The organism is Tenacibaculum sp. SZ-18, assembly GCF_002813915.1.
Taxonomy (GTDB): Bacteria; Bacteroidota; Bacteroidia; order Flavobacteriales; family Flavobacteriaceae; genus Polaribacter.
Map to the genome: position 1 here is coordinate 1,456,628 of NZ_CP019335.1, position 12,021 is coordinate 1,468,648.

12 protein-coding genes are annotated in these 12,021 nt (G+C 31.8%); 8 read left to right on the forward strand and 4 right to left on the reverse strand.

The features are described from left to right. Positions 1-391: 391 nt before the first annotated feature. The 4 genes from BTO06_RS06700 to BTO06_RS06715 are packed head-to-tail and all read right to left on the reverse strand — an operon-like array spanning position 392 to position 3,964. Positions 392-757 carry a DUF4258 domain-containing protein gene (locus BTO06_RS06700; protein WP_100924561.1) on the reverse strand — a complete coding sequence of 122 codons (366 nt, stop codon included), beginning with the start codon at positions 755-757 and terminating at the stop codon, positions 392-394. Positions 758-800: 43 nt separating this feature from the next. Further along, positions 801-1,994: an alanine dehydrogenase gene (locus BTO06_RS06705; protein ID WP_100924562.1), complete on the reverse strand. Its 1,194-nt coding sequence runs from the start codon at positions 1,992-1,994 to the stop codon at positions 801-803. Then, entirely contained in the window at positions 1,994-2,407 is a 414-nt protein-coding gene (gene tsaE / locus BTO06_RS06710; protein ID WP_100924563.1) for a tRNA (adenosine(37)-N6)-threonylcarbamoyltransferase complex ATPase subunit type 1 TsaE, read from the reverse strand. The genes BTO06_RS06705 and tsaE overlap by 1 nt, the downstream gene beginning before the upstream one ends. Positions 2,408-2,416: 9 nt before the next feature. Then, positions 2,417-3,964 (reverse strand): T9SS response regulator signal transducer PorX, encoded by a 1,548-nt coding sequence (locus BTO06_RS06715; RefSeq protein ID WP_100924564.1) that lies wholly within the window; start codon positions 3,962-3,964, stop codon positions 2,417-2,419. Positions 3,965-4,161: 197 nt separating this feature from the next. On the opposite strand from BTO06_RS06715, the gene BTO06_RS06720 reads away from it, so the two are divergent. The 8 genes from BTO06_RS06720 (at position 4,162) to fabG (ending at position 11,977) form a co-directional block, all read left to right on the forward strand. Continuing rightward, positions 4,162-5,391, forward strand: a complete 1,230-nt coding sequence (locus BTO06_RS06720; protein WP_100924565.1) for an HD domain-containing protein — start codon at positions 4,162-4,164, stop codon at positions 5,389-5,391. Between the two features lie 56 nt (positions 5,392-5,447). Next, entirely contained in the window at positions 5,448-6,488 is a 1,041-nt protein-coding gene (gene lpxD / locus BTO06_RS06725; RefSeq protein WP_100924566.1) for a UDP-3-O-(3-hydroxymyristoyl)glucosamine N-acyltransferase, read from the forward strand. Further along, positions 6,481-7,872 carry a bifunctional UDP-3-O-[3-hydroxymyristoyl] N-acetylglucosamine deacetylase/3-hydroxyacyl-ACP dehydratase gene (locus tag BTO06_RS06730; RefSeq protein WP_100924567.1) on the forward strand — a complete coding sequence of 464 codons (1,392 nt, stop codon included), beginning with the start codon at positions 6,481-6,483 and terminating at the stop codon, positions 7,870-7,872. The genes lpxD and BTO06_RS06730 overlap by 8 nt, the downstream gene beginning before the upstream one ends. A 1-nt stretch (position 7,873) precedes the next feature. After that, on the forward strand, positions 7,874-8,659 hold the full coding sequence (gene lpxA, locus BTO06_RS06735; RefSeq protein WP_100924568.1) for an acyl-ACP--UDP-N-acetylglucosamine O-acyltransferase: 786 nt from the start codon (positions 7,874-7,876) through the stop codon (positions 8,657-8,659). Between the two features lie 10 nt (positions 8,660-8,669). After that, entirely contained in the window at positions 8,670-9,236 is a 567-nt protein-coding gene (gene efp / locus BTO06_RS06740) for an elongation factor P (RefSeq protein WP_100924569.1), read from the forward strand. 44 nt (positions 9,237-9,280) lie between these two features. Next, positions 9,281-10,201 (forward strand): UDP-3-O-(3-hydroxymyristoyl)glucosamine N-acyltransferase, encoded by a 921-nt coding sequence (locus BTO06_RS06745; RefSeq protein WP_100924570.1) that lies wholly within the window; start codon positions 9,281-9,283, stop codon positions 10,199-10,201. A gap of 69 nt (positions 10,202-10,270) precedes the next feature. Beyond that, positions 10,271-11,146, forward strand: a complete 876-nt coding sequence (gene sucD / locus BTO06_RS06750) for a succinate--CoA ligase subunit alpha (protein WP_100924571.1) — start codon at positions 10,271-10,273, stop codon at positions 11,144-11,146. A gap of 84 nt (positions 11,147-11,230) precedes the next feature. Beyond that, positions 11,231-11,977 (forward strand): 3-oxoacyl-[acyl-carrier-protein] reductase, encoded by a 747-nt coding sequence (fabG, locus tag BTO06_RS06755; protein ID WP_100924572.1) that lies wholly within the window; start codon positions 11,231-11,233, stop codon positions 11,975-11,977. Positions 11,978-12,021: the final 44 nt, after the last annotated feature.

The following is a 12,021-nucleotide window of genomic DNA, read 5'->3' on the forward strand; positions in this document are numbered from 1 at the left end:
TTTGATTTCATTAACGGGTTTTTCTAAATCATGCTAACTTAGTTTTAATGTAAATTACGCATTAAGAAGGAAATAAAATTATTTTTTTAGAGGGTACAACTCCACAGATGAGTAATATAATACTAATTTAAGATTTATAATTTAAGGGATTAAAAATTTAAATCATGTTTAAGAAATGAAACCTTGCAGAAAACAAAGGCTTCAGATGTATCATAATTTTTTAAATTTCTGATCATAATGATAATCAATAACCAAAAATAGAATTTTGAATTTCCTTAGTTACCTAAAAAAAGAAAGTTGTATTTATAAAACAAAAGTCAAACAAGAAGCTGCAGTGTAAGATTTACTAAAAAACAATAACATTATATTGTTAAATAATATCACCAATAAGCTACTTACTTTTAATAAATACTTTATCAATAGTTGCTGTACTATCACAACGGATAATATATAAATCTAGATTTTCTCCGGTAACATAATATTCAGCACATGGCTTTTGTCTAGGTTTACTTTTACCAAAATAAACATCTCCTTTTCTTAGAATCAAAGAAATTTGAGCAGTATCTATTTTATGCATTTGCATTGTTTTCATAGCTTCCTCAGAGAACAGACGTTTTCTAATTCGAATTGTTTTAAGAGTGCGAGCGTCCATGCCATATTCAAAAGTTACTTTTTTATTCTTCCAAAAGAAAGAAACTGCTAAAGTTCCTAATGCTAGGCCGATCATGTAAAATCCGATTCTCTTTAGTAATTGCATGGTTCCAATTTAGACCACAAAAATACTTAAAAAAGTAAATAATTTATAAAATCAACAGGTTAATATCTCTGTATGGTAAATCAAACCAGTCAGCAACTGTTCTATTTGTTAAAACACCATGATAAAAATACATACCATTGCGTAAACTTTTATCAAACCTAGCGGCATTTTCAAAACCGCCTTCTTCAGCAATGTTTAATAAATACGGGGTTAAAATGTTACTTATTGAAACTGAAGCTGTTCTTGAATATCTCGAAGGAATATTTGGAACACAGTAATGAATAATTTCATGTTTTAAAAATGTAGGTTGACTATGTGTTGTTACTTCTGAAGTTTCAAAACATCCTCCACGATCAATACAAACATCAACGATAACAGCACCAGATTTCATTTGTTCAATCATTGTTTCCGTGACAATAATTGGAGATCTATCGATACCTCGAATTGCCCCAATTGCAACATCACATCTCATTAGTGCTTTTAGTAATGATTTTGGTTGTAATGTAGATGTGTATATTGGACCTGGAACTGCTTCTTGTAAACGACGTAATTTAGTGATCGAATTATCGAACACTTTTATTCGAGCACCTAAACCAATAGCAGCTCTTGCTGCACATTTTCCAACTGTACCTGCACCAAGAATAACAACATCAGTGGGAGGAACACCACTAATATTTCCTAATAAAAGTCCATTACCTCCACCAACTGTTGTCATATGTTCTGAAGCAATATGAATGGCGGCTGCTCCTGCAATTTCACTTAACGATTTTAAAATTGGAAAAACACCATCTTCGTCTTTAATATAGTCGTAAGCAATTGCAGTGATTCTTTTTTTTGCTAATGCTTTAAAGTATTGTTTATCTTGAGTTTTTAATTGTAAAGCTGAAATTAAAAAAGCCTGAGGATTCATCAATTTTATTTCATCCAGTGATGGTGGTTCAACTTTCACGAGTAAATTACAACCGAAAACCTCTTTAATATCGTATGATATTTTGGCTCCAGCCTCTGAATATTCTCTATCGGAATAATTAGCTCCTTCTCCAGCACCAGTCTCAACAACAACTCTATGTCCATGTGCAACCAATGCAGCAACAGCATCAGGTGTTAAACTAATTCGTTTTTCTTCGAAATGCGTTTCTTTAGGTAAACCAATAAATAATTCGCCTTTTTGCTTTTTTATTTCAAGCATTTCTGGCTGTGGTAATAATTGTTCTTTAGTGAAAGGAGATAAGCTCATTAATTATAGTTGAGTTGAATATTTCTTAGATTATCGGCGTTTAACGTTAAATTTATATTAACGGAATTTAAAGGTAATAAATTTTTGATATTATTAGGCCATTCTATTAAACACCAATTATTGCTGTAGAAATAATCTTCAACTCCTATGTCAAGAGCTTCTTCTTCATTATTTATCCTATAAAAGTCAAAATGATAAACAGTTTCCTTATTGGAAGTCATATATTCGTTTACTAGAGAAAATGTAGGAGAACTAATAGTATCTTGAACTCCTAAAAGCGAGCAAATTTCCTTAATAAGTGTAGTTTTACCAACACCCATTTCACCGTTAAATAATAATACTTTATGCTTGGAAAGTTGAATAACTTCTTCAGCAATTTCATGTAGCTGCTCTAAAGAATAATTTTTATTCATAAAAAACACTTATTTCGTATTGTATACAACGCAAGGTATAATAATTTCTTCTAATGATATACCTCCGTGTTGATAAGTGTTTTTGTAATATTTAACAAAGTGATTGTAATTGTTTGGATATGCGAAAAATAAATCTTCTTTGGCAAAAATAAAAGGACTATTTATAGTTACACTCGGTAAAAAAATATCCTTTGGATTTTTTACCGAATAAACATCTTTCTCCTCGAACGTTAAACTTCTTCCAGTTTTGTATCGTAGGTTAGCACTAATATTTTTATCACCAATAACTTTTGTTGGATTACTACAATTAATTGTTCCGTGATCCGTGGTAATAATAAGTTTTTGTCCTAATTCTTTTGCTTTTTGAATGATAGAAAGCAAAGGTGAGTTTTTAAACCAACTTACAGTTAGTGATCTGTAGGCTTTATCATCACCAACTAATTCTTTAATTACTTCCATTTCCGTCTTAGCATGAGAAAGCATATCCACGAAGTTATAAACTACAACAGTCAAATCGTTTTGTTTAGTTCCGTTATAATTTTCTTCTAAATCTTTTCCATTTTTTAAAGAAGTTATCTTATAATATTCATGTTTAAGATTTAGGTTTAATCGCTTAATTTGTTCTTCTAGGAATTCTGCTTCGAATAAGTTTTTACCTCCTTCATCAGTGTCATTCTTCCAAAAATTTGGATAACGTTTCTCCATTTCAGAAGGCATCAAACCAGAAAATATTGCATTTCTTGCATATTGAGTTGCCGTAGGAAGAATACTGTAAAAAGAATATTCATTTTCCTTCTTATAAAACTCATTGATATACGGTTCTATTACTCTAAATTGGTCGTATCGTAAATTATCAATAACCACCCATAATGTTCCGTTTTCTTTATCGATATTCGGCGCAACATAATCCTTAAATAAAGTGTGAGACATGGTTGGTTTATCATTGCCAGTTAACCAATCTTGATAATTTTTCTTTATGAATTTAAAAAATTGAGAGTTGGCCTCTGATTTTTGACTTTCTAGAATTTCTAACATTCCTGAATCATTAATACCTTCAAGCTCTAGCTCCCAATGAACTAGTCTTTTGTATAAATCAATCCATTCTTCATATGAATTTACCATAGCTAGGTCCATAGCTATTTTTCTAAATTCTTGTTGATAATTATGAGTCGTCTTTTCAGATACTAATCGGGAATGGTCTAAGTTCTTTTTTAAACTCAATAATATCTGATTTGGATTTACAGGTTTTATAAGATAATCGGCAATTTTAGAACCAATTGCTTCTTCCATAATATACTCTTCTTCACTTTTAGTAATCATAACAACCGGAAGATTTGGTTGTAGCTGTTTTATCTGACTAAGTGTTTCCAGTCCAGAAATTCCAGGCATATTTTCATCTAAAAATACAATATCGAAACTTTCTTCACCAACCAAATCAACAGCATCAGCTCCATTTGTACAAGTTTCTATATTATAATTTTTCTTCTCAAGGAAAAGGATATGCGGTTTTAATAAATCAATTTCATCATCAACCCAAAGTATGTCTATTTTTCTCATATGTTTTTTACTAAAAAAAATCAACGAATAAAAAGATCGTTTAGTGTAAAAGAACGAAAAATATACTTCTCGTTATCTAAAGAATTTATTAAAGTTGACAATATCTAACAAAATATTTAAAATAAATCGGTCAATTCCGAGAAGCCTCTTTATATTTAATTACTTTTGCTTGAAGTAAATATCATAAATATTAACGATTGACGACTTCTAAAACGAATAAACTTAAAATTCTTAATGATCCAATTTATGGATTAGTTTCAATTCCAAATTCTTTAATTTTTGATATTATTGAGCATCGTTATTTTCAGCGATTACGACGAGTGAGTCAAATGGGACTTACAAATTTGGTGTATCCTGGCGCCAATCACACAAGATTTCATCATGCCATCGGTTGTATGCATTTAATGCAGAAAGCTATTCAAATTTTAAGAACGAAAAATGTTTCTATATCAGAAGATGAAGCCACAGCGCTAAGCATAGCTATCTTATTGCACGATATTGGTCATGGTGCGTTTTCGCATGCTCTAGAATATAGTATTGTTAATGAAATTACCCATGAAGAAATTTCCTTAAAGTTTATGAAAAAGTTGAATGAGGAATTTAGTGGTCAGTTAAATTTAGCTATTAATATTTTTGAAGGTAAATATGAAAGAAAATTTTTTAATCAATTAATCTCTAGTCAACTTGATATTGACCGATTAGATTATCTGAAACGAGATAGTTTTTACACAGGGGTTACAGAAGGTAATATTTCTTCCGATCGTTTAATTACAATGATGAATGTAAAAAATGATGAATTAGTAATTGAAAGAAAAGGTATTTACTCTGTTGAAAAGTTTTTAATAGCAAGAAGATTAATGTATTGGCAAGTTTATTTACATAAAACTTCTTTATCTGCTGAAACATTACTGGTGAAAGTATTACAGAGAGCGAAAGAATTAGCGAAAAAAGGAGAGGAATTACCAACTACGGAATCATTACGTTATTTCCTGTATAATGCAATCACAGATCATAATTTTAGTGATGAAGCATTAGAGGTGTTTTCGAGATTAGATGATTATGATGTGTTTGCTTCAATGAAACAATGGTGTTACCATGATGATATTGTTTTGTCTAACTTATCTAAGATGATTATTGAAAGAAAATTGTTCTGTATTGAAATTCAGGACAAACCTTTTTCTGAGAAAAAAATAGAAAAGTTAAAAGTGAAACTTCAAGAAAAATTTGATATTAACGAGGAACATATAGATTACTTTGTTTTCTTGGATACAGCTTCAAATCAAACTTATGACCTTGAAAAACCAATAAAAATTTTAAATAAAAATGGAAAAACAAAAGACATCCTTAAAGCTTCTGATCATCTTAATTTAAAGACTTTATCGAAGCCAGTTGTTAAATATTATTGTTGCTATCCTAAAAAATTCTAAGGGGCTATATTTTCAAAAGCAACCTTAAACAAAAAAAATAATTACTTTTGCACATAATGAAATTCACAGCAAAACAGATAGCAGAGATTTTACAAGGTGAAGTTGTAGGTAACCATGATGAGGTAGTATCTAAATTATCTAAGATAGAAGAAGGCGAAAAGGAATCGTTAACCTTTTTAGCAAACCCAAAGTATAACAGTTATATTTATACTACAAAAGCTTCTATTACGATTGTAAATAAAAGTTTCGTTCCTGAGAAGGATATAGAAACTACGTTGATAAAAGTGGACGATGCATATAAGTCTTTTTCCACACTTTTAGAATATTATAATCAAGTAAAAAATAATAAAGTCGGAAGAGAAGAACCTCATTTCATGTCCGATTCAGCAATTATTGGCGATAATGAATACATTGGAGCGTTTTCTTACATCGGAGAAAATGTAAAAATTGGAAATAACGTGAAAATTTATCCTAATTCTTATATCGGGGATAACGTTACAATTGGTGACAATTGTGTTGTATTTGCGGGTGTTAAAATTTATTCAGAAACCATTATTGGAGACAATTGTAAAATTCATTCAGGAAGTATAATAGGTTCTGATGGATTTGGTTTTGCTCCAGATGAAAATGGAGAGTATAAGGCAGTTCCACAAACAGGAAATGTTATAATTGAGGATAATGTAGATATTGGTTCAAATTCTACAATTGATAGAGCAACTTTGGGTTCCACAGTTATTAGAAAAGGTGTGAAGTTGGATAATCAAATTCAAATTGCACATAATGTGGAAGTTGGTAAAAATACAGTAATTGCTTCTCAAACAGGTATTGCTGGATCTACTAAGATTGGAGAAAATTGTATGATTGGTGGACAGGTTGGGATTGTAGGACATATTACCATAGGTAATAACGTTAAAATTCAGGCTCAATCGGGTATTGGAAGAAATTTAAAGGATGGAGATGTTGTTCAAGGTTCGCCTGCGTTTGGATATTCTGATTGGAATAAATCATACGTTCATTTTAAAAATTTACCGAAAACAATAACAACACTAAATAGAATAGAGAAGGAATTAAATTCTCTAAAAAACCGAAATGAGTAAGAAACAAAATACCATTAAAAATGAAATCACATTATCGGGTGTAGGACTGCATACTGGTAATGAAGTGGTAATGACATTTAAGCCAGCTCCTACGAATCATGGTTTCGCATTTAAAAGAGTAGACCTAGAGGGTGCACCAACAATTGAGGCGAAGGCTGAATATGTTACAGATACGCAGCGAGGAACTAATATGGAAAGGAATGGAGTACAAATTAATACTTCAGAACATGTATTAGCGGCAGCTGTAGGTCTAAATATCGACAACTTATTAATCGAAATTAATGCATCAGAACCTCCAATTATGGATGGATCTTCAAAATATTTTATCGAAGCCTTAGAAAAAGCTGGAATTGAAGAACAAGATGCAGATGTAGAAGAGTATATAGTAAAAGAAATAATTTCCTATAAAGACGAAAGCACTGGAAGTGAAATTATCCTAATGCCTGCTGAAGAATATCAGGTTACTACTATGGTTGACTTCGGAACCAAAGTATTAGGAACACAAAATGCTACTTTGAATACTATTTCTGATTTTAAAGAAGAAATATCTTCAGCAAGAACATTTAGTTTCCTTCATGAGATTGAAATGCTTTTAGATCATAATCTAATTAAAGGAGGAGATTTAAATAACGCAATTGTTTATGTTGATAAAGAGCTTTCTGAAGGAACAACGGAAAAGTTGAAACAAGCTTTTAATAAAGACGACATTAAAATTAAACCTAATGGAATTTTGGATAACTTAGAATTACATTGGGCTAATGAAGCAGCAAGACATAAATTACTCGATGTAATTGGTGACTTAGCTCTAGTTGGAACACGAATTAGAGGGAAAGTTATAGCTAACAAACCAGGTCATTTAATTAATACTACATTTGCTAAAAAATTAGCTAAAATTATTAAACAAGAGAAGAGAAATAATGTTCCTTCTTATGATTTAAATCAACCTCCCTTAATGGATATTCATCAAATTATGGATGTCTTACCTCACAGGCCACCATTCTTATTAATTGATAGAATTCTAGAATTATCTGATAAGCATGTAGTTGGTATGAAAAATGTGACAATGAATGAAGATTTTTTTGTTGGTCACTTCCCTGGAGCGCCTGTAATGCCTGGAGTTCTTCAAATAGAAGCGATGGCTCAGGCTGGAGGAGTTTTAGTTTTGAAATCTGTGCCAGATCCAGAAAATTACTTAACTTATTTCATGAAAATAGATAAGGTAAAGTTTAAACAAAAGGTACTTCCAGGTGATACGTTAATATTTAAAAGTGAATTAATAACGCCAATTCGAAGAGGTATTGCACATATGCAAGCTTATGCTTATGCAAACGGAAAGTTAGTTGCAGAAGCAGAATTAATGGCTCAAATAAGTAAAGTAAAATAATATGAATCAACCTCTGGCTTACGTACATCCTCAGGCTAAAATAGCTAGAAATGTGGTAATAGAACCTTTTACAACGATTCATGCAAATGTTGAAATTGGTTCTGGTACATGGATTGGTTCTAATGTAACCATAATGGAAGGTGCTAGAATTGGAGAAAATTGTAGAATTTTCCCTGGAGCAGTTATTTCCGCTATTCCGCAAGATTTAAAATTTAATGATGAGGAAACTATTGTCGAAATTGGAAATAATGTAACCATTAGAGAGTGTGTTACAATAAATCGTGGTACTTCTGACAGACATAAAACCGTAATTGGTGACAATTGTCTCATTATGGCATATTGCCATGTAGCTCATGATTGCATTGTTGGAAATAACTGTATATTTTCCAATAACTCAACACTTGCTGGACACGTAACCATAGGAGACAATGTTGTATTAGCAGGAATGGTTGCTGTGCATCAATTTGCATCTGTAGGTAATCATGCTTTTGTAACTGGTGGTTCATTAGTAAGAAAAGATGTACCTCCATTTGTTAAAGCTGCTAGAGAACCTTTATCTTACGTTGGTATTAATTCTATAGGTTTAAGAAGAAGAGGGTTTACAACAGATAAAATTAGAGAGATTCAAGATATTTACAGAATATTATTCCAGAAAAACTATAATAATTCGCAAGCAATTGCAATTATCGAAGCAGAAATGGAAGCAACTTCAGAGAGAGATGAAATTGTACAGTTCATCAAAGATTCTCACAGAGGTATAATGAAAGGATATTACAATGCAAATTAATCAATAAAAAATGGCATCAACTTCAGATATTAAAAAAGGACTTTGTATTAAGTACAATAGTGATATATTTAAAATAATAGAATTCTTACATGTAAAACCAGGAAAGGGACCTGCTTTCGTGAGAACTAAATTAAAAAGTGTAACAACAGGAAAAGTAATTGATAATACATTTTCTGCAGGTCACAAAATTGAAGATGTTCGTGTTGAAACTCATAAATTTCAATATTTATATGCAGAGGGAGATGATTTACATTTCATGAACACGGATGATTACAACCAAATTACTTTACAAAGAAAAGTTGTAGATGGTTCTGAATTTATGAAAGAAGGAGAAGTAGTTACAATTTTAATTAATACGGAAGATAGCATGCCCTTATCAGTAGAGATGCCATCTCATGTGATTTTAGAAGTAACTCATACAGAGCCTGGTGTTAAAGGAAATACAGCAACAAATGCAACAAAACCTGCGACAGTTGAAACTGGAGCTAGAGTTAATGTTCCTTTATTTATTAATGAAGGAGATAAAATTAAAATTGATACTGAAAAAGGAGCGTATTCAGAGAGAATAAAAGCGTAACTTTTTAAAATAGTAAATCCCGCTTTAGCGGGATTTTTTATGTCATGAAATTTAAAACGATACAAACACTAAAGCAAATTTCAGAACTTCTTGGATTACATTATGTTGGAAATCCGAACTTTGAAATCACAGGAATCAATGAAATCCATGTCGTAGAAGAAGGAGAGATTGTATTTGTAGATCATCCTAAATATTACGATAAGGCATTAAATTCAAAGGCAACTACTATATTAATCAATAAGGAAGTTGAGTGTCCAGAAGGAAAAACATTATTAATTTCTGAAGATCCATTTAGAGATTTTAATAGAATAACAAAACATTTCAATCCATTTATAGCTTCTAAAAATAGTATTGCCGATTCAGCAATAATTGGGGAGAATACAATTATTCAACCAAATGTTTTTATTGGTGAAAATGTGAAAATTGGTAAAAATTGTATTATTCATGCTAATGTTTCCATTAATAATGATATTGTAATTGGTAATAATGTCACGATACACTCAAATACGGTTCTAGGAAGTAACGCATTCTATTATAAGAAAAGATCAGAAGGTTTTGATACCTTAATTTCTGGAGGTAGAGTTGTGATAGAAGATAATGTAGATTTAGGAGCTTCTTGTACTATTGATAGAGGAGTTACAGGAGACACGACAATTGGAGAGGGAACGAAAATTGATAATCAAGTTCATGTTGGTCATGATACAATTATTGGTAAAAAATGTTTAATTGCAGCACAAACAGGAATTGCTGGTTGTACTGTAATAGAAGATGAAGTAACCATTTGGGGGCAGGTAGGAATAGTGAGCGGATTAAGAATTGAAAAAGGAACAGTTCTTATGGCGCAAACAGGTGTGATGAAATCACTTAAAAAGGGAATTTATTTCGGGACACCACAAGAAGAATATCGACAAAAAATGCGAGAAATCGTCCATGTTAAAAACGAAGTAAAGAAAGATAAAAAGTAACAATAATTTAATTGGTTAAACTCAATTAAAAAACTATTTTTGCTACACTATAAAATAAAAAACAAACCGATGAGCGTTTTAGTAAATAAAGATTCAAAAATTATTGTACAAGGTTTTACAGGAGGTGAAGGTACTTTCCATGCCGGTCAAATGATTGATTACGGTACTAACATTGTTGGTGGTGTAACACCAGGTAAAGGCGGACAAGAACACCTAGGAAAACCTGTATTTAATACTGTTGATGAAGCAGTGCATAAAGCAGGAGCAGATACATCTATTATTTTTGTACCACCAGCATTTGCAGCTGATGCAATTATGGAGTCTGCTGAGGCAGGAATCAAAGTAATTATTTGTATTACTGAAGGAATTCCTACTGCAGATATGGTAAAAGTGAAATCTTATATTGATGCTAAAGAAGATTGTACTTTAGTTGGACCTAACTGTCCAGGAGTTATTACTCCAGAAGAAGCTAAAGTTGGAATTATGCCAGGATTTATCTTCAAAAAAGGTAAAGTAGGTATTGTTTCTAAATCAGGAACTTTAACGTATGAAGCTGCTGACCAGGTAGTAAAACAAGGTTACGGTATTACTACTGCAATTGGTATTGGTGGAGATCCAATTATTGGAACCACTACTAAAGAAGCTGTAGAGTTATTAATGAATGACGAAGAGACTGAAGCAATCGTAATGATTGGAGAAATCGGTGGTCAATTAGAAGCTGAAGCTGCTCGTTGGATCAAAGCTGACGGAAATCGTAAGCCAGTTGTTGGATTTATTGCTGGTCAAACCGCACCTGCTGGTAGAACAATGGGACATGCTGGAGCAATCGTTGGAGGAGCTGATGATACTGCTCAAGCAAAAATGAAGATTTTAGCAGAAAATGGAGTTCACGTCGTTGAATCACCAGCTAAAATAGGAGAGATGGTAGCAAAGGTTTTAGGATAAGCCATTTAAATATTTATACATAACATTAATTCCCGTTTTTTAGCGGGAATTCTTTTTATATTTACAAACAACTAATTAAATAAAATGAAACTTTTAGAAAATAAAACAGCTATAGTTACTGGTGCCACTAGGGGAATCGGTAGAGGAATAGCGTTAGAGTTTGCGAAACAAGGAGCTAACGTAGCTTTTACCTACAGTTCATCTGTAGATGCTGCAAAATCTTTAGAAAACGAATTAATTGAGTTAGGTGTAAAAGCTAAAGGATTTCAATCGAATGCAGCTGATTTTGATGCAGCCCAAGATTTAGCTAAAAGCGTACTAGAAGAGTTCGGAACGATTGACGTTTTAGTAAATAATGCAGGAATCACAAAGGATAATTTATTAATGAGAATTTCTGAAGATGATTTTGATAAAGTTATTGAAGTAAACTTAAAATCTGTTTTTAACTTAACAAAGGCAGTAATCCGTCCAATGATGAAACAACGTAAGGGTTCAATAATTAATATGAGTTCTGTTGTTGGGTTAAAAGGAAATGCAGGGCAAGCGAATTATGCAGCTTCTAAAGCAGGAATTCTTGGATTTTCTAAATCTGTTGCTTTAGAATTAGGTTCAAGAAATATTCGTAGTAACGTAGTTGCTCCTGGTTTTATTGAAACAGAAATGACTGCTAAACTCGACGAGAAAGTAGTTGAAGGTTGGAGAAATGAAATTCCTTTAAAACGTGGAGGAACTCCCGAAGATATTGCAAATGCATGTGTGTTTTTAGCTTCTGATATGAGTGCTTACATCACAGGTCAAACATTATCTGTTGACGGAGGAATGCTCACTTAAAAAGCAAAAAAGTTAAATATATAGAAAAAAACATTGTCATTCTT

Coding starts and splice junctions, on each gene's coding strand:
- lpxA (WP_100924568.1), top strand. CDS start 7,874: ATGAATCAACCTCTGGCTTACGTACATCCTCAGGCTAAAATAGCTAGA.
- tsaE (WP_100924563.1), bottom strand. CDS start 2,407: ATGAATAAAAATTATTCTTTAGAGCAGCTACATGAAATTGCTGAAGAA.
- BTO06_RS06700 (WP_100924561.1), bottom strand. CDS start 757: ATGCAATTACTAAAGAGAATCGGATTTTACATGATCGGCCTAGCATTA.
- BTO06_RS06715 (WP_100924564.1), bottom strand. CDS start 3,964: ATGAGAAAAATAGACATACTTTGGGTTGATGATGAAATTGATTTATTA.
- lpxD (WP_100924566.1), top strand. CDS start 5,448: ATGAAATTCACAGCAAAACAGATAGCAGAGATTTTACAAGGTGAAGTT.
- sucD (WP_100924571.1), top strand. CDS start 10,271: ATGAGCGTTTTAGTAAATAAAGATTCAAAAATTATTGTACAAGGTTTT.
- BTO06_RS06705 (WP_100924562.1), bottom strand. CDS start 1,994: ATGAGCTTATCTCCTTTCACTAAAGAACAATTATTACCACAGCCAGAA.
- fabG (WP_100924572.1), top strand. CDS start 11,231: ATGAAACTTTTAGAAAATAAAACAGCTATAGTTACTGGTGCCACTAGG.
- BTO06_RS06745 (WP_100924570.1), top strand. CDS start 9,281: ATGAAATTTAAAACGATACAAACACTAAAGCAAATTTCAGAACTTCTT.
- BTO06_RS06730 (WP_100924567.1), top strand. CDS start 6,481: ATGAGTAAGAAACAAAATACCATTAAAAATGAAATCACATTATCGGGT.
- efp (WP_100924569.1), top strand. CDS start 8,670: ATGGCATCAACTTCAGATATTAAAAAAGGACTTTGTATTAAGTACAAT.